The sequence below is a fragment of the Cytobacillus solani genome (assembly GCF_006704205.1).
GTDB classification, from domain to species: domain Bacteria; phylum Bacillota; class Bacilli; order Bacillales; family Cytobacillaceae; genus Cytobacillus; species Cytobacillus solani.
Genome location: NZ_CP041305.1, coordinates 2,303,546 through 2,328,036 on the forward strand (window position 1 = coordinate 2,303,546; position 24,491 = coordinate 2,328,036).

Genomic DNA, 24,491 nt, shown 5'->3' on the forward strand with positions numbered 1-24,491 from the left:
ATCGGCATAAAGAGATAGTATGAACCTCATGCTATCTCTTTCTTTTAAATATAACTGCTCTCTATTTGCGCCGAGGGCTTATGTTTACAGGATAAAGAGCCTTGCGCTTTTCTAAGGGGGGAACCAAATGATTGCTTATATTATTCGAAGATTGCTTCATACTATTTTAGTTGTTTTTGCTATTTCGTTAATCATCTTTTTTTCTGTCCGGTTAACGGGAGATCCTGTTTCTGTTATGTTTCAGGCAGGGGAACCAACAAAGGAAGCGATAGCAGAAGTAAGGAAAAACCTCGGATTAGATGAACCATTGTATGTACAATACGGCATCTTTCTAAAGGGTCTCATCACCTTTGATTTTGGAGAATCGTTTAGAAGCGGAATGCCTGTCATGGACTTAATCAAAGAAAAACTGGGAGCCACATTAGCTCTAGCCTTTGGGGGAATGGCCGTAGCAATCATGATTGCCTTTCCGGTAGGGATTGTATCAGCGGTTAAGCGAGGAACAGGAGTAGACTTCTTTGGGCGGATTTTTTCATTAATTGGCATTTCCTTTCCTAACTTTTGGCTAGGGATTATGCTTATTCTAATTTTCGCTGTCAATTTAAAATGGCTGCCATCTTCGGGTTTTGAAAGCTTCAAGCATCTGATACTTCCATCCATCACGCTCGGGATGATTTTATCTGGGATATTGGCAAGACTTGTTCGATCTTCGATGCTTGAGGTTATGAATCAGCAATACATATCGACAGCGAAGTCAAAAGGAATTAGTGATTTTGCCGTGATTATCAAGCATGCATTCCGAAATGCGTTATTGCCTACTGTTACATTCCTTGGATTGCAGTTTGGTGCGTTACTCGGCGGGACGGTCATTGTGGAACAAATTTTTTCTTGGCCGGGGATTGGACGTTTGATTATTGATGCGATCAATCAGCGGGATTACCCGGTGATTCAGGGTGGCGTTATCTTCCTTGCCGTTATCATGGTCGCCGTTAACTTAGTTATTGATTTAAGCTATACGCTTATTGATCCGAGAATCAAAATCGGGGGGAGCCGATCATGACATCTTTACAGCTCGAACAATCACCACAGCAAATCAGTCAGCAAAAGCCTTCTTTCCTAAAGAGAATCTGGCGTTTTATTAAGAAGAATCCCGCGGGTGTTGCGGGGATGATTCTCGTATTGTTAAGTATTTCTGCCGCTCTTTTTTCCCAATGGATTGCTCCATTTGATCCTTCAAAGGCGAGTCTAACCTCTCGTCTCGCGCCTCCATCCTGGGCAGATGAAACGGGTGAATCTGTTTTCTTCCTTGGTGCCGATCAGGTAGGGCGTGATTTGTTCAGCCGAATCATATATGGGGCGAAAATTTCATTGATGGTTGGTTTTTTTGGCGTTTTAATCTCATTAGTTATTGGTACCGTACTTGGCCTAGTAGCTGGTTATTTTGGAAAATGGCTCGATGATTTTATCATGCGTGTGGCTGATATTCAATTAGCCTTTCCATTTATCTTATTTGCGATTGTGATTATGAGTGTGCTCGGTACGGGGATATGGAAGATTATTATTATTCTCGGTTTAACGTACTGGGTTGGTTTTGCCCGCTTGATTCGAGGAGAAGTCATTTCTCTGAAAGAGCAGGAATACATTCATGCAGCAAAAGCCATTGGCGGCACCACCTTTACGATTATTCGAAAACATATTTTACCGAATGTAATGTCTTCCATCCTTGTTCTTGGCACCATGTATATTGCTGAATTTATTCTATTGGAAGCTTCATTAACCTTTCTAGGCTTAGGGGTGGATCCAACGATTCCGTCATGGGGAGGCATGCTTGCAGATAGCCGGAACTATGTGACAACCGCCTGGTGGACAGCGACGTTCCCTGGGATTGCCATTATGCTGACGGTTTTAGGATTTAATTTATTGGGCGATTGGCTGCGGGATAAATTTGATCCAAATATGAAATTGTAGGTGAATGCAGGTGGAAAACATTTTCTCGATTTGGACGAAAGATGGCCTATTGCGTGATAAAAATGGGGACGGCGTCATCGATGGCACAAATGTATGGATTGATCTGCCGGATTACTTAGCACCTGAAGGATTGATCGACTTTTGTGCCCGCTTAGGATTTGAAACGACTTCCTTATCATTCTGTTTCTTTGAACCGAGCGAGGAAGCGGTGAAGCTGTGCTTTGTGCACTCTGAAGCAGCTACGGATATTAGATTGGAAAATAATCAGCTAATGATCCGTTACCAAAGTGAACAGGAGCTGTCGGATCTGCTAAAGCTTCTAGCTGCGATGGATCTGGAACAGGCAGGCACAAAAAGCGATGTGATTGAATTAAGAGATGGCAGGCTGTATGCAGGGCAGCTGTCCATTCCAACGATTGATTATCCAAATGATCTTGCTGCTGCCGTGCCTGAAATAAATAACTTAAGTGATTTATGGAGTTTTTCAGGGATTGGAAAAAGCAACGAAGCCTCACCTGCAAAGCTTTTTCATATGAATATAGGCGTAGAGAAGTCATTAATGACGGCTGGGCTTTTGCGTGAGATATGTTATTTTGCTGCAAGAAGCGCCATGTATTCAACAGAAATTGTATTTCCGGTGACAGGGAATAAGGAAGCGAGCCTACAGTTAGAAGTGCTAGAAGGCGATGACCCTATTTTGGAGCTCGTGAAACCAAATGTCTTGCAGCTTAGAGGAAGAAAAGAAAATATGGCAGCTGCCGCCTATCAGCTTGCAAGGGCTAAGCATTGGAGTGAAGGCGGAGTATTTGGGTACTGGGAGCAGAAACATCAATTATCGCAAAAAAAGGAACCTCCGCTTCTATTTGAAATGCAATGGTCAGATGAGAAAGAAGTAGATGTCGCTTTTGACCATTTGAAAAGAGAAGAGGATCTGGCAGGTACGGATATTGAAATCTTTTTATCAGAACCGGCTGAGGTCCGCAGAAGGCTCGAAGAAGAATGGCGAGCAATCTTTCCGCAAGTCCATTCCTTGACCATTCGCTCCGCATTTAAAGCAGGCTTGCACTGGCTGATGGAAGAAATGATTCCCAGTCTGCAGCCCTATAAAGAAATTGAAATAAAAGTACGAGAAGAAGCTGGTGAAAAGGGACTTGAGCTGCCGATTCGCTGGATTCAAGAGCTATATCCTGCCGATCGATTGATCGAAGAGGAAATAGGTTTGAAGGCAGATTTAGTGACATACAAATTAGAGGGGAATCTCTCTCATACATATGAATTGTATGGACTGGATGAACAAGGGGAAAAGCACTTTATTAGCTCTTTAGATGTTCCTGTATCAAGACTGCCATACATTGACGGCAAGCATGATGTTTATCCGGCTTCAAGTGCTGTTCGCATTCGGAAAAATGGAGTGGAAGAAGAGCAATTAATTCAAACGGATAGAGAACGATTTTACCGTTTTTATGCAGATAAGGTACTGCCAAAGCTTAGAGACGCTATATCTGATTACCATCCAGGCCAGGGGCATACAAGACCGTTATTTGACCGCATCGAAATCGATGTGTGGATGAGTGAGGAGGAAATTAAGCTTCAAGTGGATGAGGAACGGGTTTCTGCACTAGAGGCTTTGCATGAAGATCTATACTTTAATACATTGGATTATTTTGCTTATTTAGGTGAGGAGCTTGAAGGCAAACCATTTGATGCACCCGGCGGTGTCCATCCTTTTATGCATGTGAGGGTGGGGGAAAAGCCGGAAGCACGAATTCGGGTCTATGGATGGGAAGATAAACAAAGTGAGAATTGGGTAACAACCGCCATTTTGTTTAATGAAGCAGGGGATTTTTCTAAAGCAGCGCTGACAAATGACGGGGAGGAAATCGCTCTTTCGATAGAAGCATCTGAAAAGCCTGACAGGCATCTCCATCCAGATGTGAATGAGTGGCTAAATAAACATCCTTCCTATCGGGTGTTATATCCAGATCATTCTTATCGGGGACATGCGATACCGATTATTGAATGCTTCCTGGATACAGGTGAAGAATATGATTCTCCTTTAAAAATGACCTTGTTTAAGAAAACGATTTTCATTGAGGCAGGACATCATTCAAACGAAGTGTCAAGTACACCTGCTATTCTGCAGTTGCTAGAGCGAGCTTGCGAACGCTCTGATCATTTGCTGAAGGAAATGAATATTGTCCTCCTTCCATTAGCCAACCCGGATGGCTATGAATTAATGACAAAGCTTACAAAAGAACATCCGGAATGGAAGCATCATGCCGCAAGATATAATGCAGTTGGATTGGAATATTCATTTGTCCGTTTTCAGGAAACGGTATTTGGCGAGGCAAATATCTATCCTGAGGTTCTTCGGAGATGGGCGCCAGATATCATAGTTGACGATCATGGGATTCCGTCTCATGAGTGGGTTCAGCCTTTTGCTGGCTACAACAGTCCGCCGCGCTTTCCGGTATCATATTTTCTCCCAAGTGCAAAGATTTATGGGATTGGAAGACTATCTACCGGAGCTTTCCGTACAAGGCATGAGGAAAATTTAGATGCAATTGTTAACGAGATAAGCCAAGCAATTAGAGGGACGGAAATAGAAAAGGAAAATAGCTATTGGAAACAACGATTTAGAAAGTATGGAAACGAATGGCTTCCAGAAGTGTTTCCGATTGAAGAAGCACCAGGTATTCATTTTTATAGGCAGCCAACCGTTGCACCTAGCTATTCGACACTTGGCGTTTCAAGATATCCAGAATGGATCGGAGCAGAAATTATTTCGGAGGCGGCAGATGAGGTTGTGTACGGGGACGTTCTACAGAGCTGTGTAGAAGCGCATATTGTCTTTGATTTAGCGATATTGGATGTACTTCAAAGGGCGAGGATTGATGTAAAGCGTCAAACTGTGAATGGACTGTCCTATGAACGAGCTCGTCCAATTCAACTTTTATAAGGGGGTATTACGATGAAGACTTTATTATTAACCGGATTCGAACCATTTTTAAAATTTACCATTAATCCAACGATGCGCATTGTGGAAGAACTGAACGGGCAAGTAGTTGGAGATTATAAGATTCATAGTGAAATCCTTTCGGTCGATTTTAAGAAATCGGGTGCACAGCTTTTAGAGCATTTGAAAACTGTTCAGCCGGATGCCCTTGTTTCCTTAGGGCTTGCAGGTGGCCGCTTTAAAATGACTCCCGAACGAATCGCGATTAATGTAAACGATGGAGAGCCTGATAATAGCGGCAATGTGCCGGTGGATGAGACTATTGAGGAGCTGGGAGCGGATGGCTATATGTCCACCCTTCCCATCAGAAAAATGGTTAATCGATTAACGGAAGCGGGACTGCCTGCAGAAGTTTCAAATACAGCTGGTACCTATTTATACAATAACGTGATGTATCAAGGGCTCCACTATGCGAAAAGGCTAAATAAGCGCATGCCTGCTGGGTTTATACATATTCCAGCCTCTCATGAACTTGCCATTGAGCACGGGAAAATTCCAAGCTGGTCCCATGAAGACTTAACAAAAGGAATTCTTACTTGCATTAAAGCTTTGTCAGAAGATGAATAAACCATATGAACAGCTTCCAGAAGCAATGATAACTGGTGAGAACAGCTTACGCTTTAGCTTTGGCAGCAGAGTAGAAAAAGGCACTTATTATAAGGTGCGGAAGTTCTGCAAGATAGTCGAACAGCATTCAGGTCCTTACTTTCAGGAAATCGTGCCAAGCTTTCATACGGTTACGGTTTATTTTAACAAGGAATTAAAAGAACCGAATGAAATGATTGAACGTCTATTGACTAAGTGGATGCATGGTAAAGAAGAAGAGGCAGAACCGGTGGAACGAAAGCTGCGTATTCCTGTTTGCTATGATGATAAATTTAGTTTAGATATGGACCGAGTAACAAGTCATACGGGACTAACACGGGAAGAAGTGATTTCCCTTCATGCCGGGCATACATATACGGTTTATATGATAGGGTTTCTACCTGGTTTTCCATATTTGGGCAAGCTTCATGAAAGGCTGGCAACGCCTAGATTACCTACACCAAGAGATAAGGTCTCAAGGGGGACTGTAGGGATTGGAGGCAGCCAAACAGGGATATATTCATTGGATTGTCCTGGAGGCTGGAATATCATTGGAAAAACACCGCTTGATCTATACTTGCCAGAAAGGAAAGAGCCATTTTTCTTTCAGGCAGGGGATCAGCTAGAATTTCAGCCAGTTACGCTAGGAGAATTTCATGAAATAAGCAAAGAATTAGCTAGTGAACCAGAGGAAATCAAGCGATTTATCGCAGATTAACGGGCTGTAAGACCCCCACTTCAAGAAGTTGAGGGAACAGAAAAATTCTAAGTGGGGGATCTAACAGCCCGTAAATGCCCGATTGGTTCAACTAACAATCAGTGGGGGATGAAGGCCGACTAAGAACGCCACGTCCTGTGGCAACGTCGGCACTAGCACGTCCTGTACGTCGGAAAACCCCCACTGATTGAGTTTCACTTTATCTTGGAGTAGACACGAGAGGGATTTTACCTAGCAGAAGTACAAATTTTCATGCAAAATAACGGTAGACGGATCGTATTTTTCACTTACAAGGAGGTGCCGTTATGCGAATTGATTTAAACGCAGATATAGGAGAAAGCTTTGGAGCGTATACAATTGGAGAAGATCAAGCGCTTTTCCAGCACATAACATCCGCCAATATTGCTTGTGGGTTTCATGCAGGCGATTTTAATGTCATAAAGGAGACGGTGAAGAGTGCAAAAAACTTTGGAGTAGCTATTGGAGCCCATCCAGGATATCCAGATTTGCAAGGGTTTGGACGCAGGGAGCTGCAGATGACCGCACGAGAAATTTATAATTGTGTTGTTTATCAAATCGGGGCTTTAAAAATATTTTGTGAGATTCATGGGGCACCGCTTCAGCATGTGAAGCCTCATGGCGCACTTTATAATGCAGCAGCGGAAAAGAGTGAAGTGGCCGAAGCGATTGCAGAAGCAGTCTATGACTCTATTCCTGAAGCATATTTATTCGGGCTATGTAATAGTGAACTTATTCATGCTGGGCAGAAGATTGGCTTAAAAACTGCTTCAGAAGCTTTTGCGGATAGGCGCTATACGGATGAAGGCCGGCTATGTTCAAGACTTCTGCAAGATGCTGTATTAAAATCCTTTGATGACATTCTCGGCCAGGTGAAGGAAATTGTAATAAACGGACGGGTTAGAACGCAGTCTGGACAGTTGTTATCCTTACAGGCGGATACGATTTGCTTTCATGGCGATGGAAAAAATGCCGCCCTCTATACATCGAAGATTCGAAAATTATTGGAAGATGCCGGCGTTCTCGTTCGTTCAGTAGGAAAGCCGATATGATTCCGCTATTTAAGGTGAAGAAAGCAGGTGTCTATGGATCAATGCAGGACATGGGCCGCACAGGTTTTCGGCGGTTTGGTGTACCTGTATCTGGTGCGATGGATTTCCATGCTTTTCAATTAGGCAATTATATTTTAGGGAATGATGCTAAAAGCCCTGCACTTGAGCTTTTTTTAGGCGGGGTAGAGTTAGAAATATTGAATGATCATCGAATGGTCATTTCAGGAGCCGATCTAGGGGCAAAATTAGATGGCCAGCCAGTTCCAAACTGGAAAACCTTCAATATCTATCAGGGGCAAACGTTAAGTTTTACGAGGCCTATGCAAGGGAGCATCGCTTATGTCATGCCAGAAGGAGGCTTTCTATCTGAAGAACTTTTAGGCAGTTCGTCTGTTTATCCAAAGGGGAAGCTGGGCTCGCCATTGAAAAAAGAGATGATTCTATTTGCTAGACAAGAGCAATCAATGAAATTTCACAGAGGGCTTTGTCAAAGTGAAATTCCTGAATATTCTGCGGATCTGAAGGTGAAGCTTTGGCCGAGCCCGCATCTGAACCGTTTTCACCCGGATAGTTTAAATGAATTCTTTCAATCCACCTATCAAATAAAAGGCGGAGACCGAATGGGGTATCTTCTTGAAGGAAACCCTCTACGATTTATAAATGGAAGCGATATCTTATCTGAAGCCACTCAATTCGGAACGATTCAAGTACCGAATAGCGGACAGCCGATTATTCTAATGGCAGATGCCCAAACAATTGGCGGGTACGCAACCATTGGAAAAATAGCCAAAGAGGATCTTTGGAAGGTAGTCCAGTTAAGAAGAGGGGGAAAGGTGAGATTCGAAGAGTTGGCAAGATGAAAAAGAAACTCCTATTAGAAGTCTGTTCGCTGTAAGGAACAAGTAAAGGCTTCTAAAATAGGAGTTTTTGAGTTTCGGAGGGATTGTTTTAAAGATTGCGTCAGTAACTGGGACATTGAACTTGTCCCACTGCCCCGAAAGGAAGATTATAAATAGGGTAGCTAATGAAGGACTTATAAAACTGATTTATTCTAGCATGTTGATTTGTTCTATTAATTTTATAATCTCAGCAGTTTCCTCAAGAGGCACTGGTGATAAACCAGTATTAAAAAACTCCACGATTTCCACTAATAAATTTGCATAATAAGGTCGTTCATCCTGCCAAAGATCGAATGTTTCTGCACGATCTTTATAGTGAATAACGCCTCCAAAACGGTTATGCCAATCATAATCTCCCCGCAAGATTACTTGGCGGCTGTCAGAAAATGATAACGTTACCCACTCATATTTTTCATCAAATTTCTCTTTTTTGATCATATGAATATCCGTTCCAAAAAGCGTTATGATCATTTCGATCAAATGAATCCCATACCAAAAATATCCAGGCATAGCAGTCTGCTGCGGCAATGGACCATATATGTATGCACTAATGAAACCGCTGGAATCTATATTTTTGATAGACTGAGCATAACGCAAAGAGGAAGAGCTCATGATCGGGGTTTGATGGTTTTCACTGAGCTCCATCACTGTTTTCATTTCATCACTGCTCATGACAATAGGCTTATCAATGAATACCGGCTTCTTGTATTGAACAATATTCTTTAACCAAGACAGGTGATTCCGGCCATCGACTGTTGCTAATAGAACAGCATCCACGCTTCTCATGAACACATCTATATCTTCAACAATCTTTACGCTGTATTTGTTCTCAACAATATTCTTATAGTGTTGAAAGCGGTCCCTGCTAATGGACAGATCCTTAGAAAAGATTGGGAGAGCATGTGTGATTCTTCCACCCTCTACATGGTTTGGATCACTTGTATCGTTCAGCAATCGAGTGAAAATTTCACTATGAGATGTGTCTAACCCAATTAATCCAATTCTCATCTTCACTACTCCTCATTAGTAATTATCGAAAAAACTTGACGTGGGCGCCCCCTTGTTGTGAGCTTTTCTGTACCTGCTACTTCAACAATATGAATGTCTAACCAAGCCTGTAGAATGCGATGGGCACTTCTAATTGTAATTCCTAGCATATTGGCAACATCCTGAGCCGTAAACTCATTGAGCCGATTTCGTTTAATCATCGCTAATGCCTTTTCTAAATGGACCGCATTGATTCCTGATTTCTCAGCTAAATCAAGAAGCTTCGCATCTGTTACAGAAAGCGGGTAAGTAATAGGGGAAATAAGATCAATCGGTCCAAAGACTTTCCGGTCTTCGCGAACAATGAACCCGCATTGCCCGCCATAATCCTGTGCCTGATAAAGAGCAAATCGAGCATTTTTGCCGGATTCAATCGCTGTTGACCCGAACCCTATTCCGATGGATAGATTCATATTCAGCGACTTTTTCATTTCATTTAATAATGGCAAGGATTTGTAGCCTTCGGTAATTCGTTCAAATGTTCCACGATTCGTAACAAATATATATTCAGCGTCATTTAGGGCTGTTAAATAGGCATCAAATTGCTCTGCAAAATTTAATAAAGTTTTATAAATATCATGAATCCGTTTTTGTAATTGTTTTTCTGTAGCAAAATCCTTCATTAAAGTGGATTGGTCCACATAAATTCTGCCAAAGACAATCTGTGTTTCCTTTTCCTTTCGCTGAGTTGTTGACAGCAGGAGTCGTTCTAAAATGACAATAATATCTTCTTCTGTTGGCTTCAGCCATTCATTGGTAATCCCAAGCTGGCTTAATTTTTCACTTATTAGCATTAGACTCGTTATAACAGCACTATTTGGATTGTTTTCAACAACTGATAGATGGTGTTCAACTACCTCATCTACATTATCTGCGTGGACTAATTCATTAAAATGGGTATATGTGAATGATTCCTGGAGTGATTGTTTCGTAATCTCGATATATGGAACTTGAATTCCGTCAAAACTTATATGTGACAAGGATTGTTTTTTGTTTAGTAAATAGAGGGCACGATATAACCCCGAACCTTTCAAAGGAACATAGAAGGATGGAAGCTGTACTGGAATCTCCATTCTTGCAGTTAAATAAGGGGCCCTGCCCGAATAGAGTAAACAATCTACCTGTCCTCGAAGCTCCTTAGTAAATACAGATGCATCACTTAACTGATCGGAGAGACGGAAAATAGGTGTCATCGATGGAAAGAGATCAAAGCATCTTTGGAAAAATTCCTTTATCCAAAGTGGACCAATCACTCCAACTTTAATATGTACGTCCAATTCATCCACTCCTTTTTGCTTATCAAAAAAGGCACACCCGAAAGAATGTGCCTTTTCTATTCATTATACATGAGCTTCATGGGATAAAGCGAAACTTCCATCAGTGGGGGTCTTACTGCCCGTTAATCTGTGATAAAAAGGATTTAATAAAAGAGTCATCGTTGAGCTCTGGATATGCGGCTGTGACTCGGCTAATCTCTTCACTTTGTCCATCGCTCAGTACTTCATGATCGGCTAAACACCAATTTCCTTGAAGCAGACCTTGTCTTCTTAACACTTCATTAATCCCTGAAATGCTTCCTTTAAATTGATGGGCTGTATCAAAAAATGCTGCATTTGCATCTGTCACTTTTTGGGCAATTGTCAGCCATTTTAAATCAATGATTTCTTTTCTTTTTGCTTCTTTTATAGCGTTAAATAATTGAACAGCACTTCTCGTCCAAACAGACCAATGACCAAGTAATCCTCCAACTATTGTCTTTTTCACTTCTTGATTGTTTATATTGAATGCATAAGTCGTCAGTAAATCAATGACAATATTATCATCATTCCCAGTATAGAGCGCGATTTCATCTCTTCGCTTTGATTCACAAACGGCTCTTACAACATCTAGCGTTTGATAACGATTGAAAGGAGCCATTTTAATTGCAAGGACATTTTTAATATTGGCAAATTCTGTCCAAAAATGGTAGCTGAATACTCTTCCTCCAACTGCAGGCTGTAAATAGAAGCCAAAAACTGGAATGATTTCAGCGATCAATTCCGTCCGTTTAAGCAAGTCGGCCTCTGTGTAATGATTTAAACCGCCATTGCTTAATAAAACCAGGTCATAGCCTAAATTCCTAGCTATCTTTGCTTCTTTAACCGCCTGCTCGGTTGGTCCGCAGACCCCCGCAATTTTTAGAAAAGGACGATTAATCTTTGCCATTTCCACTTCTTCAGAGGCTATTCTCAGCACATCTTCGAAAAGGCTGAACTTAGGATCACGTATTTCAAATTGTGTTGTATGAACTCCGACCGCAATTCCATCCACGCCTGCTTCAAGATAATAACGGGTTAATCTCCTTTGAGAGGCCTCATCTAATTTCTTCTGTTCGGTTAATGCTAACGGATGTGCAGGGATGAATGCACCATCATGCAGTAATGTCCACTTTTCAGGTGAAAGTCCCATCAATATTGCCCCTTCCTTTCCTGAAAATGGGTAGGTTTGTTAATTGTTTCTCCATTATTCATGACCCAATTCGCTGTCCAATCGAGCATTTCATGAATGGATACACTTGGATAGCCGAATAATTGGTGCGCCTTTCCGGCATTATTTAGCAGGGCTGTTTCTTGCTCCTGGCCTTTAAATACAGGTTCTTTTCCAAATCTTTTACTAAATTGCTTTGCAATCCAACGTACAGGCAGTGTTTCAGGACCAGTTACATTTAAGAGAGTTGGAGGAGAGCTTGCAATCGATAGGGAGCGAATTGCGTATTCATTAGCGTCTCCTTGCCATATGACATTGACGTGCCCCATTGACAAGTCGATAGAAGTAGAATGATAGACCGCTTTTGCAATTTCAAGAAGGACCCCATATCGCATATCAATTGCGTAATTTAAACGAAAAATCGTAAGTGGCGTCTGATCTCTGTAAGAAAAATAGGTTAATACTCTTTCACGGCCCAAGGATGATTGACCATATTCTCCAACGGGACCTACTGGATGGGATTCATCGCATCCGCCTTTGTTCACAGGAACGAGTGGATAGACATTTCCTGTAGAGAAGGCAACAATGCGAGAGCCGCTGAAATGTTCAGCTATCCTTCCGGGTAGATACGTATTCATCGCCCAAGTATAATGTTCATTTCCAGCCGTTCCAAATTTGTTTCCGGCCATGTAGATAACATTGGGCAGCTTCGGCAAAGCAGCTAGCTGTTCTTCATTCATTAAATCAGCAGTAATTGTTTCAATGCCCGCTTCCTCTAATTCTTCCTTTAGATTTCCAGAAGAAAACCTTGAAACACCGACTACTTTTTTATCGATTCCAGCTTCGTCAATTGCTCGCTTGGCTTTCTTTGCAAGTGTGGGACCCATTTTTCCTCCCACCCCGACAATTAAAATATCTCCTTCCACTTTCCTTATGTCTTCTATTAAACCTTTGGACGGTTTGGTCATTAATTCTTCTAATTGCTGTACATTTTGCATGAAATACAACTCCTTAATGTTTAAGAAAGAAAGATATTTTTGAAATTATTAAATGCTAGGTAAAGTAAAACGAGTAAACCAATCATTCCAAATAGATTACTAGTTAATTTGTTTTTCAAGGATCCCATAATTTTCTCATCGTTTGCGACAACTAAAATACAAATGGCGATAAACGGAACGATAAAAATGGTTACAGCTTGTGCGAATACGATAAGATTTACAGGTGCAGATCCGAAAATAACGGCAACAATTGAACCAAATAAGATTACTCCAACAATGGCAAATTTCACTTTCATATTTGAGAGCTTGCTTCCAAAGCCCAATCCGTCTGCTAGCATCGAACCGCCAATTGTCGCATTCCCTATAAGAGATGAGTAGGAGGCGCCCATTAGACCAATCATAAATACAACAGTTGCCCAAGAACCAAACAGGGGTTCAAGAGATGCCCCCATTTCTGAAGCATCGTTCACCACTAGACCTTGGGGCTTTAATACAGCTGATGCAACAACCATAATTAAGAATGAAATGAATCCTAAAATAAAAATCCCTAAATACGACTCGCGTGTGCTGCTTTTCGCATCTTTAATTGTCCAGCCTTTTTCTTGAACTAAATAAGATTGGTAGACTGCACCGACGATTGAGAAACTCGTTGCAAAAAGGGCAATGACTAAGCCAATACTTCCTGAAGGCATCGTTGGTATAAATCCGCTGAAAATATCTGCGAATGATGGTTTGACTGCGATAAAGGTAATTAAAAATGCCCCAAGCATAACTAAAACAAGGCCAAGCATAAGCTTTTCTAAAATCGCGTAAAACTGTTTTGTAAATAGTAAGGCAATGGCAAGGATGGACATGATAACGATCCATATAGTTGAATGAATACCTGTCAGGGCTTTCATTGCAATTCCTGTACCAATTGAATTACCTGCTTGGAAAGAGGCCGTCACTAAAAAGGCACCTACACCTATTAGAACGGATGCAATTTTCCCCCATTTATTCAGCATTACCTTTATGAAGCTTCGATTGGCAGCAAGCCCAATCCGTGTGCTCATTTCTGTGTAGCACATCATAAAGATAATCGCTGCAAAAATTGCCCAAACGAGTTCAGTGCCATATATTGCCCCAATTTTTGACGACAGCGTCACACTTCCTGGACCTAAAACTAAGGCAGAAGTAATAAAAGCAGGACCAAGATATTTTAAAATGCTCTTCTTTCTTCCATTTACATGAACGCTAGGTGTTTCCCCTTCATTCTCCAATTTCATTAAACTCGCCTCCTTTTTCGTTGTCTGAATCTTCTATATAATCATAAAACATGAAAGCTTTAATTGACATGTCTTTAATATGTCTTTAATTTGCTAGCAAGAGAGATATGTCCTTTGTCCTAAATTTAAATAAATTTATTTTTATAAAATATTGACTTTTTTCAGATAAATAGGTAAATTATGATTACACCATGAACAAATTCTCTGTATTGCACAAATGTGCATTTGAAGATAGAAGGGGGTTTCTATGGATAAGGAAAGGTTAAGATTACTAGTGAAAATTTGCCATCTCTATTATCAGGATGGGATGAATCAGCAACAAATTGCTTCGAGGTACGGAATTTCACGATCTCAAGTTAGCAGGTATTTAGCAGTTGCAAAAACGGAAGGGATTGTGGAAATCACGATTCGAAATCCGTTTAGTGATGAGTCTGTATTAGAGAATAAGCTGATGCAGCAATATAATTTGCGGGATGTAATCGTAGTTGATACGACTGATGCAGATGATGCTCTTGCAGATATGTTAATGGGAAAGGCAGCGGCTGCATTTTTTGAAAACGCTATCAAGGAAAAAGATGTAGTTGGAGTAATGGCCGGTAAATCGATAACCGCGCTAGCCAGAGAAGTAAGTGATCCGCAAAAATCCAATATTCATTTTGTGCCATTAGTAGGCGGCTGGGGTTCTGAGGGAACTGAATGGCATTCGAATATTAACTCTTCCTTGCTCGCTAAAAATACAAAGAATTCCTATTCTGTATTACACGCTCCAGCAGTCGTCCGTTCAGAGGAGGCAAAAAAGACGCTTCTCCAAGAGCCAGAGATTGCAAAACTTATAGCCTTCTATTCTCGTGTAAATGTTGCATTAGTCGGTATCGGACAAATCTCAAAAGAGGCAACACATGTAAAATCAACAAATATGACTGATAAAGAGCTTTTAGCACTTGAGAAAGACGGGGTAGTGGCAAGTATAGCTACAACATTCATCGATGCGGAGGGAAAACAGGTCAACACTTCTTTCTCGGAGCGAATGATCGGGATTAGCGGATTAGATTTAAAAGAGGTACCACTTGTTTTAGGAGTTGCACGCGGAGAGGTCAAAGCCAAGGGAATTGAGGCGGCACTAAAAGGCGGATGGCTCGACGTTTTAGTCACTGATATGGAAACTGCAAAAATAATAATAGAAGAATCATAGGGGGTTAATGTATGAAAAGGCTATTAATTATCATAACTGCATTTGTGTTATTAGTAACATTAAGTGCATGTGGTGGAGAAAAATCAGGGGGATCAAGTGAAGATGGAAAGAAAGTCGCTATCTTAACACCATTCCTATCATCGGTTACAACGAAACAAATGGTTGATACGTTAGAAAGCCTTGCGACTAAAAAGGGCTGGTCAACAAACACGATTGATACAAATGGTGATGTTGGTGCATTAGCTTCACGTATGGAAGATGTCATTTCTTCTAATGTTGATGCGATTGTGTTAGTAAGTACAGATCCTAATCAAGTGAAATCTCAAATTCAAATGGCTAAGGAAAAAGGTATTCATGTCTTTGGAAGTGATGCGAGCTATATCGACGGAATGACGTTAAATGCAACTAGTGATAATGCGGAAATGTCTAAATTAATTACCGAGTATTTAGTTGAGCAAATTGGTGAAGAGGGCAACTTAATCGTCTTTACTCATCGCCCGCATCCTGGTGTTTTGAAGCGTACAGAAGTACTAGACGAAATGTTAAAGAAATATCCAAATATTCATGTGATTACTGAACAAGAAATTAAGGTGCCGGGTCCGATTGAAAATGCACGTCAACAAATGGAAAATTTGCTTCTTGCTAACAAGGAAGAAGGATCTATTACTGCTGTTTGGGCTGGATGGGACGAGCCTGCAATTGGTGCGGCTCAAGCGATAGAAGCAGCTGGCAGAGAAGATATTATCGTTACTGGCATTGATGGAAATAGCCAAGCAATTGTCATGATCGAGACAGGAGCGCCAATTAAAGCGACAGTTAGACAAAACTTCGAAGGAATGGCAGATATCGTTATTGAACAAATGGAAAAAGTCTTTAATGGGCAAGAAGTAGATAGTACGGAAATGTATGCTCCAGCAGAATTAATAAAAGAAAAATAGACACTTAGGAAGGGCGGGAATAGGATGGCGTTACTTCAAATCGATAAAATATCCAAAGTGTTTGGAACGAATAAAGCGCTAAATAATATTACTTTGTCTATAAATGCCGGTGAAGTACACGCCTTAGTAGGAGAAAATGGAGCTGGTAAATCAACACTTATAAAAATTTTAACTGGGGTTTATTTTCCAAGTGAAGGCAGCCTCCATTGGCAAACCAAACCAGTGAAAATAGGGAGTCCAAAGGAAGCGCATGATCTCGGAATTAACGTCATTCATCAGGATCGCCAACTTATTTCTTACTTTACTGGTCTAGAAAATCTTTATCTTAATACGAAGTATCCTAAAAATGGCTTAGGAATTAATTGGTCAGTGATGCATAAGGAAGCAACTGCATTATTAAATAAATGGGGAATGAATATTCCCCTAAAAAAAACGGTATCGGAGATGACGCCATCGGAGAGGACCATGTTAGAAATTGCCCGTGCGATGATGTCAAATTCAAAGATGCTGTTATTAGACGAACCAACAGCTTCCCTAACAGATAAGGAATCGGAGCTATTGTTTCAATTTATAGATCGATTGCGAAAAGAAGGCGTAGCCATTATCTATATTTCACATCGACTTGAAGAGGTCATACAATTATCCGATCGAGTCACAGTGTTAATGGGTGGAAAACAAATCATTACTTTGCCAAAAGAAGAGGTAACACAGGAGCGCTTGATTCATTATATGACAGATGGTCAAGCCACAATCGGAAAAAGCAATCGGTCAAAACCTGCAATCGGAAAATCTCTATTAAGTGTAAAGAACCTTCGCACGTCAGATCAGATCGTCAAACAAGTAAGTTTGGAATTACACGAGGGAGAAATTTTAGGTGTGTATGGCTTGGCGGGTGCAGGACGAACAGAAACAATGGAAGCAATCTATGGCTTGCGCAAGATAGAGGCGGGTACAATTGCTTTTTACCAGCAGCTTGTTACGAATCCAAGCCCAGCTTATGCCATTGAAAACGGGGTCGTCTTAATACCGGAAAATCGGCATGAAGATGCGTTAATTATGGGGAATTCCATCTCTGAAAATATGTCTCTGCCCATATTAAGTAAGCTCACAAAGGGCGGGGTTGTTCAAAAGAAAGAAGAAGAACAATTGGTAGATAGAGAGATGAAAAGATTCCAAGTGAAGGCAGTAAATAAATTTCAGACAGTTGGAGAGTTAAGCGGAGGAAATCAGCAAAAGGTTGTTTTTGCAAAGGCATTATTGTCAGAACCATCCATCTATATTTGTGATGAGCCGACACAAGCAGTAGACATTATGACAAGAAAGGATATACATCAATTTTTACGAGACCAAGTGTCTGAAAATAAAGGTGTTATCTATGTATCCTCCGATTTACATGAGGTATTAGAAATCAGTGATCGAATCATTGTATTTAGTGAAGGGAAGACGGTGGCTGATTTACCAAATGAAAATATTAAACCAGATGATATATTGGAAATTTGCTATCGTTTTCAGAAGGAGGTTGTCAGCGAATGATTGCTCAGACAGAAAAGAGTCCAAATAAGATTTTTAACAAGAGTGTTCTTAGCTCCTATGGAACCATAATTGCGGGGATATTAATCATTATTATTTTTAGCGTCTTAAGTCCTTCTTCATTTGCAACTGTCGATAATTTTATTAATATCACCCGTCAAATATCGCTGCTCGTTGTCATTGCAGTTGGGGCAACCTTGGTCATGTCCGTGAATGAATTTGATTTATCCATTGGGGCAATTGCTAGTTTAGGCGGTGTAGTTTCTGCCAAATTAGCAACAGAAGGTGTGCCTATTATTCTGTGTATTCTTATACCTGTTCTTGTTGGTTTTTTAGTAGGTCTTATTAATGGATCAATCATTACTCATTTTAATGTATTATCATTTGTTACAACTCTGGCAATGGGGACCGTAATTGGCGGTTTTACATTTTGGTTTACAGGGGGATCTACCATATTTGAAAATATTCCCCAAGGTTTTAAATGGATTGGACAAACGGGTATAGCAGGGATTCCGATGTTATCCATTATTATGCTTGTCCTTGTTCTTGTGTTTTGGTTTTTGATGACACAAATGTCTGTTGGGCGCCGTTTTTATGCCATTGGCGGCAATGAAAAGGCCTCAAAAGTTTCAGGAATCCCGATAAAAAAGTATAAAACATTTGCTTTTGCCTTATGTGGCATGTTGGCTGCTCTAACAGGGGCCTTGCTTGCTTCACGTCTGGGATCTGCTCATCCAACCGGCGGAGACGGCTACTTTTTAAATGCGTATGCTGCCGTTTTTCTAGGGATGACAGTCGTTAGAAGTGGAATTCCTAATATATTCGGTACATTATTTGGCGCCGCGGTACTAGGTATACTAGCAAATGGTTTAACCATATTGGAAATCCCTACTTTTCTGCAAAACGTAATTACGGGAATGATCATTATTATTGCATTAATAATTCAAAAGTTAGGCCGTGAAAACACATGATTACATCACAAGAGAATTTTTTTAATAGAGTAAAGAATGATAAACACCCCTTTTTGACAGGCTACTTTGTGGGTGGGGATCCGGATGTAGGCTCCGCTCTTGCTTATATAAAACAGGCGGTAGCAAATGGAGTTGATGCAGTTGAAGTGGGGATTCCAAGTGAGAATCCATACTTAGAGGGGGAAGTCATTAAAAGATCACATGCCAGGGCCTATTCTAATTTCCATAAAAAGGATCAAATACTCCCTTTCTTTAAAAGACTTCGATTGGAAATTAATGTACCTATATGGGTAATGGGATACTACGAAGATGTAATTAAATCTGGCCTTTATATAGATTTATCAATCTATCAAATCATTGATGGCCTTATTATTCCAGATTTGCCTTTGGATGAAGTGATTGGCCTTCGTAAAGAGTTAAATAAGTTTAATGTTTCAGTTATCCCGGTGATTAACAACGGCATGGAAGATTGCGAGCTGGAAATTGCTTTAAAAGGAGCAGACTTGGTGTATTGTCAAATTCATCAAGGGAAGACAGGGACAAATATAACGAATCTTAATGAATTGCCTCAATTTTATCATAAAATACGCAGTCAAACGGAAGCAGCACTAATGGCTGGATTTGGTGTGAAGAATGCTCTTCTCGCTGAGCAAGTATGGAATTGTGGATTCGAGGGTGTTGTCGTCGGAAGCGAAATTGTGAGAATGGTAGAAATGCAGGATAAAGAACAATTTGTTCATTTCATTCAAGGACTTTCTAGTGCAAAGTAGAAAAAGGATGTGTAATTATGCACTATATTGCAGCTTTTGACTTAGGAACAACTGCGATTAAAGGTGTTTTATTAAGCCAAGAAGGGAAAATTTTCGCAGAACACTCATTTAACATCCATACAAGCTTAGGTGAAAATAACGAGATAGAACAGAACCCTGAGGAATGGTGGGAAGGTGTTCAATCGATTACTCATGAGTGGTTTTCTGTACATGGTGTTTCTTCACAGTCCATTAAGGCTATTACGTTTAGCGGTCAAATGGAAGATGTTATTTTGATTAAAGAAGGAGAAAATACAACAAGTGCTATTCTTTATTCAGATAATCGAGCAAACATAGAGGCTGAAGAAATTAATAAGAAACTGCCAGGTTTATATGAGTTGACCGGAAATAGAATTACGTCTTCATCTCCGATTTCGAAATTACTTTGGCTGAAAAAGAATAGCATAAGCAATAGTGATAAAAGGATACATGTTGTATTTAGTGCAAAAGATTATATTATCTATAAATTAACTGGTTCAGTTGTAACAGATTATACAACAGCAGCAACATCTGGTTTTATGAATATTGAATCAAGAAAATGGGAAACGCAACTTTTAAGCAGCTTAGACATTGAGCAATTCATGTTGCCTGAGCTTACTTCTTCAGAACAAGAGGTTGGTCAGGTTTCAGCATTTGGTGCAAATGAAACGGGGTTTTGCCTACATACACCTGTACTCTGTGGAGCGGGAGATGCTGGAGCGAGCACTCTTGGTGCAGGAGCCATTTCTGAGGGAGATTGTTATATGTATTTAGGCACAACAGGCTGGATTGCTGTTCCTTCGAAGGATCATTCGCCTAAGGACCATGGAATATTTACTCTCGCACATATCATCCAAGAGTTGAATATATCCATCGCCCCTTTATTAAATGTAGGAAATGTGCACCGTTGGGCGGTGGAGGCGTTTATTCAATCAGGAAATTATGCTGATTTTGAAGATGAAGTTCAGAAATCACCTCCAGGCTCAAATCATTTATTATTTTTACCGTATGTTCATGGAGAGAGATGCCCTGTACAAGATAGTGAAGCAAAGGGTGCATTTTGGGGCATTGGCCCTAAGACAAAGAAATCTGATTTTGCCAGAGCTGTTTTAGAAGGCATCTGTTTCTCTTTATTTCAAATTATGCAAATGTTGATGCAAAAGAATATTGGCAGCATTACCCTCATTGGCGGCGGTGCAAGAAGTCATTCATGGTGCCAGCTCTTAGCTGACCTAACGAATAAAACGGTAAGAGTACCGGCAAACAGTGAATATTTACCATCCATTGGCATTGCGGCAACCGCATTTCAATCCTTAGGGTGGGTTGAGGATTATAAAGAATTTGTTGATCAATATATTATTTCTTCCCAGTCAAAGTTATATGTGCCTAATAAAAGAAATAATGAAATATACAAGGATCAATATAAAATATATTTGAAATTGTACGAGTCAATGAAAAAGATCTATCAGTGAGGGACAAAGCTTTGTCCCTCTATTCTATTAGCTCCCCTAAAACTGAATCCAAACTAGAAAATATAAATCCTAACTGCTTTCCTTTATTCGTATTAATCGACCAAGATCCAGGCAGGGAATACCGAGATGCATTTTCTTTCGTTATTATGTTAGTAATGATTGCTTTATTACTTGTTTGTTTCTCTATTTTACCTACTAATTCAAGTAATGAAATATCCTCCTCACAGCCTGGATTAATTGGGCCTGTGAAAGAAGATGCCCCCATTTCATATAAAAACTGAGCAGCTTCTCCAGAGTGAATGAAGCTGTATCTCGCTTTGGGATTCGCCATTCCTATAGGTTCATTCTTTTTCACCTTATCTACATGGAATTTTAATCTCTCTGTATAGTCATCTGGTCCGATAACAATAGGAAACCGGATTGCTGCTATAAACTAACCTTTTGCCAAAAAATTGTGTGCCCCCTAAAATAAGAACGTGATCCATGGAAGTTCCCTCACTTATCTATCTGAATTTTATAAGTTATCACTAGTATTCTATTGTTATAGGAAATTTCCCTTTTCAGTATGAAAATAATGTATAAATAAAAATAACCTGCTTTCTTGTGAAGGAGTAAGCAGGTTATTTTTTTATGTTTTCGTATTCTTTTTTAAGCCAAATTATCCCCCCGCGCATCCGTTCAAACAGGAATTGTAATCGTAAAAGTAGTGCCTTTTCCTTTTTCGCTTTCGACTTTAATTTGGGCTTTCAGTTTATGGATGATGCTGTGAACCATAAGCATGCCAAGGCCTGTCCCTTCAACTTTAGTAGAGTAGTAGGGCTTGCCAATATTGGATATTTCCTCAGCGGTCATGCCGTTTCCTGTATCTTTAATGGTAATAAGGATGTTCCTTTTGTGCTCTGAAACTTCAATAGAAAGAATGCCGCCTTTCTCTTTCATTGCTTCAATGCCGTTTTTATACAAATTGATTAGGCACTGCTGCATTTGGCTTTTATCAAATTTCTTTGACAATGAATTATGGAAAGTAAGTTGTATATCGACATTATGCATGCGAGCGTAAGGAATCAGTATGTTTTTGACATACGCTGTTTCTTCTTTTAAATCAGAAAGCACCATGTTTTCAGATTGGGGTTTGGAGAAGGCTAGAAAATCACTCACAATTTGTTCGGCTCGATTTAATTCTTGTAAAGAAAATTCTACATATGATTTCTCCTTTGACGAGATTGATTCCGATTTGCTTAACAGCTGCAGAAAACCGCTCGTTACCGTAAGTGGATTTCTGATTTCATGGGCAACACTTGCTGATAATTCGCTGATTAGATGGTATCTTTCTGACTGAAAAAAGGCTTCGCGTGCTTTCAGGTTCGCAATGATTTTTTCTAGCAGGCACATTAGAATAACAGTCATGATTACTTGGGCCATTAGTGCATGAATGGATAAAATCCAAAACTCTTCGTTTAATGATGTCTGAAAACTTAAAGTCGTCAAGTAGAAGCTGATCGTAATAAAAGAAACGGTTGTTGCAAAATAAATTCGATACCGAGGTAATAGCCTGATAAACTTTCGGCTGCATAAGGATACAAGCACAAAAACTAGGGTTGAAAAAAGCAAGGATTGAAAGATGCCATCGCCACCGATATAGAAACGATAGGCATTGAGAACGATATAAATGAAGAAAGCATTTTTGTATCCACCATAAAGGACAGCAAGGATGAAAGGCACCAATCGTAAATCAAAAATAAATCCACTATCTAAATAAATTGGAAAGGTCATACAAAGAAGCATTGAAATGGATGCAAGAATAATGAGTATATACTTACTATAATAAAAGTTCTTATTTTCAAAAAAAATAAGATAGGCTAGAACGGGAATAAGTAAGAAAAGAAAATTTATTAATAAAGTTTCAATCAAATTTGAACGTCCTCCTAAAACGATATGCTATTTATTCTAACATAAATGAATAGAAAGCTTGATACCATTCCTTCCATGAAGGATCTGATCTTCTATCCAAAATAGTATCGAAGCATTTTGTAAAATGTTAGAATAGGAATAATTACATATAGAAAATGAATCACTTTATTGAATAGGATTGACATTCGTATGATATATAAAGAAGTAATCCATCACCGAAACGTAATTCTTTTTAGTTTGATTGTTGTATTTTATTTTGTACAAGTTTCTATAAATATCTCGATTGAGGGGATTGCTAGTGTGTTTCCGCCAGTTATCCTGTTTTTTATTGCTGCGTCTATACTGCTGCTGTTTATTATTAAAAAGATCAACCCCGTTTTAACTATGTATACGTTCGTCATATTTACTTATCTTTATTTCTTTTTTCTGCTGACGGATTCACCTTATTTAATTAACTATTTATTCATGTGGCTAGGTCTTCCTTTAAGTGCAGTTTACCAAAATTATCGAGCAGTACTGCTTGCAGGGATAGGTTCCTTGCTTCTTACGTTTTATGCATTCTTTTCTTTTCGAAATGAGATTTTTCCGAATGTGGCTAGCGGAGATTTTGTTTTCTTCCTGATTTTCGGATTATTTCTGATGGGATTCTTATTATTGTTTATTAAGGCGACCCTTCTTCTATGGAAGCGGACGGAAGAATCTAGTAGTAAGTTGAACCATGTGCTGCAGCAAACGAACATTATTGCATGGTCATATGATCGATCCACTGATCGATTATCTCTATCCAATCACCTGCCTAACCTGCCGGAACTATCAGATACACTAGAGATTAGCGGCAAGCTGATGATTGAAAATTACATACATTCAGAGGATAGCAGCATTCTTAAGCATGCATTTTCTGAGATTGAGAAAGGGAAAGCTCGCACAGTTGAATATCGAATTGTAAACAGCAAAGGGGACGTCACATGGCTGCAATGCAGAGGTGTGTCTTTCATGAATGAAACAGAACGAGAGGCAAAGATAGAAGGGATCTTAATCGATATTACGAAACAAAAACAGATGGAAGAACAGATAAAAAAGCTAGCTTATTATGATTCATTAACAGGTGCAGCAAATAGGTATAAGCTTAAGAAATGTTTTGAAAGCCTGCAAAAGATGGGGAGAACATTAGCGATTCTTTTTATTGATATGAACTCCTTTAAGCAGGTAAACGATACGTATGGTCATGATGCTGGTGATCGTTTGCTTCAAAAGGTTTCAGCGCGAATACAAGGGGAGATTGCTGAAATGGATTTATTATGCCGGCTGGGTGGAGATGAGTTTGTCATCTTATTATCTAATGTGGATGATGCCATGGCAAATGCAGCCATCACCCGAATTCATGCGGCAATGAATCGTCCGTTTGAAGTAGATGGCGTATCGATTCGTGTCTCAGCAAGTGTTGGCAGGTCAATGATTATGGAAGCTAATCAGGCTCATCTGGATAAGATGCTGCAGCAGGCTGATGCAGAGATGTATTTGGTTAAGGGTCATGAGTAAAATTAAAAAAGGAAAGTTCTTAAAGAATTCTCTTTATAGAACTTTCCTTTTTATTTATTGACTTCTGCTTTTACATATTTTTTCGGTTACTAGCAGGTCATTCTGCTATAAAGGCTGG

The 24,491-nt window shown here is 39.9% G+C and carries 21 protein-coding genes; 14 read left to right on the plus strand and 7 right to left on the minus strand.

Annotated features, from left to right (window positions below; all coding sequences use genetic code 11):
* Positions 1-127 precede the first annotated feature (127 nt).
* The 7 genes from nikB (at position 128) to FI644_RS11730 (ending at position 8,217) form a co-directional block, all read left to right on the plus strand.
* Entirely contained in the window at positions 128-1,060 is a 933-nt protein-coding gene (gene nikB, locus FI644_RS11700) for a nickel ABC transporter permease (RefSeq protein ID WP_056686648.1), read from the plus strand.
* Between the two features lie 107 nt (positions 1,061-1,167).
* Positions 1,168-1,968: an ABC transporter permease gene (locus tag FI644_RS11705; protein WP_434088023.1), complete on the plus strand. Its 801-nt coding sequence runs from the start codon at positions 1,168-1,170 to the stop codon at positions 1,966-1,968.
* A 10-nt stretch (positions 1,969-1,978) separates the two neighbouring features.
* The gene (locus FI644_RS11710) at positions 1,979-4,927 is read left to right on the plus strand and encodes a M14 family metallopeptidase (protein WP_053478667.1); all 2,949 of its coding nucleotides are present in this window, start codon (positions 1,979-1,981) and stop codon (positions 4,925-4,927) included.
* A 12-nt stretch (positions 4,928-4,939) separates the two neighbouring features.
* Complete coding sequence (locus tag FI644_RS11715; RefSeq protein ID WP_142108369.1) at positions 4,940-5,551, plus strand: pyroglutamyl-peptidase I; 612 nt, start codon at positions 4,940-4,942, stop codon at positions 5,549-5,551.
* Positions 5,544-6,287, plus strand: a complete 744-nt coding sequence (gene pxpB / locus FI644_RS11720; RefSeq protein ID WP_053478669.1) for a 5-oxoprolinase subunit PxpB — start codon at positions 5,544-5,546, stop codon at positions 6,285-6,287. Before FI644_RS11715 ends, pxpB begins: the two co-directional genes overlap by 8 nt.
* A gap of 305 nt (positions 6,288-6,592) precedes the next feature.
* Complete coding sequence (locus tag FI644_RS11725) at positions 6,593-7,357, plus strand: LamB/YcsF family protein (RefSeq protein WP_053478670.1); 765 nt, start codon at positions 6,593-6,595, stop codon at positions 7,355-7,357.
* Positions 7,354-8,217, plus strand: a complete 864-nt coding sequence (locus FI644_RS11730) for a 5-oxoprolinase subunit C family protein (RefSeq protein ID WP_053478671.1) — start codon at positions 7,354-7,356, stop codon at positions 8,215-8,217. Before FI644_RS11725 ends, FI644_RS11730 begins: the two co-directional genes overlap by 4 nt.
* Before the next feature lie 186 nt (positions 8,218-8,403).
* On the opposite strand, the gene FI644_RS11735 is transcribed toward FI644_RS11730, so the two are convergent.
* The 5 genes from FI644_RS11735 to FI644_RS11755 form a co-directional block, all read right to left on the minus strand.
* Complete coding sequence (locus FI644_RS11735) at positions 8,404-9,264, minus strand: Gfo/Idh/MocA family oxidoreductase (RefSeq protein WP_053478672.1); 861 nt, start codon at positions 9,262-9,264, stop codon at positions 8,404-8,406.
* Between the two features lie 5 nt (positions 9,265-9,269).
* Entirely contained in the window at positions 9,270-10,580 is a 1,311-nt protein-coding gene (locus FI644_RS11740) for a GGDEF domain-containing protein (RefSeq protein WP_142108370.1), read from the minus strand.
* Between the two features lie 112 nt (positions 10,581-10,692).
* The gene (locus FI644_RS11745) at positions 10,693-11,751 is read right to left on the minus strand and encodes a dihydrodipicolinate synthase family protein (protein ID WP_056686639.1); all 1,059 of its coding nucleotides are present in this window, start codon (positions 11,749-11,751) and stop codon (positions 10,693-10,695) included.
* Positions 11,751-12,767 (minus strand): NAD-dependent epimerase/dehydratase family protein, encoded by a 1,017-nt coding sequence (locus FI644_RS11750; protein ID WP_056686636.1) that lies wholly within the window; start codon positions 12,765-12,767, stop codon positions 11,751-11,753. Before FI644_RS11750 ends, FI644_RS11745 begins: the two co-directional genes overlap by 1 nt.
* A 20-nt stretch (positions 12,768-12,787) precedes the next feature.
* On the minus strand, positions 12,788-14,032 hold the full coding sequence (locus tag FI644_RS11755; protein ID WP_056686633.1) for an Nramp family divalent metal transporter: 1,245 nt from the start codon (positions 14,030-14,032) through the stop codon (positions 12,788-12,790).
* A 247-nt stretch (positions 14,033-14,279) separates the two neighbouring features.
* Here FI644_RS11755 and FI644_RS11760 point away from each other — a divergent pair, with 247 nt between their 5' ends.
* From FI644_RS11760 to FI644_RS11785, 6 genes are read left to right on the plus strand one after another with little or no spacing between them, the layout of a single operon-like run.
* Positions 14,280-15,224, plus strand: a complete 945-nt coding sequence (locus tag FI644_RS11760) for a sugar-binding transcriptional regulator (RefSeq protein WP_142108371.1) — start codon at positions 14,280-14,282, stop codon at positions 15,222-15,224.
* Between the two features lie 11 nt (positions 15,225-15,235).
* Positions 15,236-16,162 (plus strand): sugar ABC transporter substrate-binding protein, encoded by a 927-nt coding sequence (locus FI644_RS11765; RefSeq protein ID WP_053478678.1) that lies wholly within the window; start codon positions 15,236-15,238, stop codon positions 16,160-16,162.
* 24 nt (positions 16,163-16,186) lie between these two features.
* Complete coding sequence (locus FI644_RS11770) at positions 16,187-17,695, plus strand: sugar ABC transporter ATP-binding protein (protein ID WP_142108372.1); 1,509 nt, start codon at positions 16,187-16,189, stop codon at positions 17,693-17,695.
* Positions 17,692-18,663: an ABC transporter permease gene (locus FI644_RS11775; RefSeq protein ID WP_053478680.1), complete on the plus strand. Its 972-nt coding sequence runs from the start codon at positions 17,692-17,694 to the stop codon at positions 18,661-18,663. The genes FI644_RS11770 and FI644_RS11775 overlap by 4 nt, the downstream gene beginning before the upstream one ends.
* Complete coding sequence (gene trpA / locus FI644_RS11780) at positions 18,660-19,433, plus strand: tryptophan synthase subunit alpha (RefSeq protein ID WP_142108373.1); 774 nt, start codon at positions 18,660-18,662, stop codon at positions 19,431-19,433. Before FI644_RS11775 ends, trpA begins: the two co-directional genes overlap by 4 nt.
* A 17-nt stretch (positions 19,434-19,450) precedes the next feature.
* Positions 19,451-20,923, plus strand: coding sequence for a xylulokinase (locus FI644_RS11785; protein ID WP_142108374.1), 1,473 nt, complete (start codon positions 19,451-19,453; stop codon positions 20,921-20,923).
* 19 nt (positions 20,924-20,942) lie between these two features.
* Here the strand turns inward: FI644_RS11785 and FI644_RS11790 are convergent, their stop codons facing one another.
* Positions 20,943-21,254 (minus strand): hypothetical protein, encoded by a 312-nt coding sequence (locus tag FI644_RS11790; protein WP_142108375.1) that lies wholly within the window; start codon positions 21,252-21,254, stop codon positions 20,943-20,945.
* 347 nt (positions 21,255-21,601) lie between these two features.
* On the minus strand, positions 21,602-22,834 hold the full coding sequence (locus tag FI644_RS11795; protein WP_142108376.1) for an ATP-binding protein: 1,233 nt from the start codon (positions 22,832-22,834) through the stop codon (positions 21,602-21,604).
* 189 nt (positions 22,835-23,023) lie between these two features.
* On the opposite strand from FI644_RS11795, the gene FI644_RS11800 reads away from it, so the two are divergent.
* Positions 23,024-24,373 carry a diguanylate cyclase domain-containing protein gene (locus tag FI644_RS11800; RefSeq protein ID WP_142108377.1) on the plus strand — a complete coding sequence of 450 codons (1,350 nt, stop codon included), beginning with the start codon at positions 23,024-23,026 and terminating at the stop codon, positions 24,371-24,373.
* Positions 24,374-24,491 lie beyond the last annotated feature (118 nt).

Excerpts from the sequence above, each read along its gene's own strand:
- pxpB (WP_053478669.1), top strand. The coding sequence starts at position 5,544 with ATGAATAAACCATATGAACAGCTTCCAGAAGCAATGATAACTGGTGAG.
- FI644_RS11775 (WP_053478680.1), top strand. The coding sequence starts at position 17,692 with ATGATTGCTCAGACAGAAAAGAGTCCAAATAAGATTTTTAACAAGAGT.
- FI644_RS11765 (WP_053478678.1), top strand. The coding sequence starts at position 15,236 with ATGAAAAGGCTATTAATTATCATAACTGCATTTGTGTTATTAGTAACA.
- FI644_RS11735 (WP_053478672.1), bottom strand. The coding sequence starts at position 9,264 with ATGAGAATTGGATTAATTGGGTTAGACACATCTCATAGTGAAATTTTC.
- FI644_RS11750 (WP_056686636.1), bottom strand. The coding sequence starts at position 12,767 with ATGCAAAATGTACAGCAATTAGAAGAATTAATGACCAAACCGTCCAAA.
- FI644_RS11725 (WP_053478670.1), top strand. The coding sequence starts at position 6,593 with ATGCGAATTGATTTAAACGCAGATATAGGAGAAAGCTTTGGAGCGTAT.
- FI644_RS11715 (WP_142108369.1), top strand. The coding sequence starts at position 4,940 with ATGAAGACTTTATTATTAACCGGATTCGAACCATTTTTAAAATTTACC.
- FI644_RS11790 (WP_142108375.1), bottom strand. The coding sequence starts at position 21,254 with ATGGCGAATCCCAAAGCGAGATACAGCTTCATTCACTCTGGAGAAGCT.
- FI644_RS11755 (WP_056686633.1), bottom strand. The coding sequence starts at position 14,032 with ATGAAATTGGAGAATGAAGGGGAAACACCTAGCGTTCATGTAAATGGA.
- FI644_RS11760 (WP_142108371.1), top strand. The coding sequence starts at position 14,280 with ATGGATAAGGAAAGGTTAAGATTACTAGTGAAAATTTGCCATCTCTAT.
- FI644_RS11705 (WP_434088023.1), top strand. The coding sequence starts at position 1,168 with ATGATTCTCGTATTGTTAAGTATTTCTGCCGCTCTTTTTTCCCAATGG.
- nikB (WP_056686648.1), top strand. The coding sequence starts at position 128 with ATGATTGCTTATATTATTCGAAGATTGCTTCATACTATTTTAGTTGTT.
- trpA (WP_142108373.1), top strand. The coding sequence starts at position 18,660 with ATGATTACATCACAAGAGAATTTTTTTAATAGAGTAAAGAATGATAAA.
- FI644_RS11800 (WP_142108377.1), top strand. The coding sequence starts at position 23,024 with ATGATATATAAAGAAGTAATCCATCACCGAAACGTAATTCTTTTTAGT.
- FI644_RS11770 (WP_142108372.1), top strand. The coding sequence starts at position 16,187 with ATGGCGTTACTTCAAATCGATAAAATATCCAAAGTGTTTGGAACGAAT.
- FI644_RS11730 (WP_053478671.1), top strand. The coding sequence starts at position 7,354 with ATGATTCCGCTATTTAAGGTGAAGAAAGCAGGTGTCTATGGATCAATG.
- FI644_RS11745 (WP_056686639.1), bottom strand. The coding sequence starts at position 11,751 with ATGGGACTTTCACCTGAAAAGTGGACATTACTGCATGATGGTGCATTC.
- FI644_RS11785 (WP_142108374.1), top strand. The coding sequence starts at position 19,451 with ATGCACTATATTGCAGCTTTTGACTTAGGAACAACTGCGATTAAAGGT.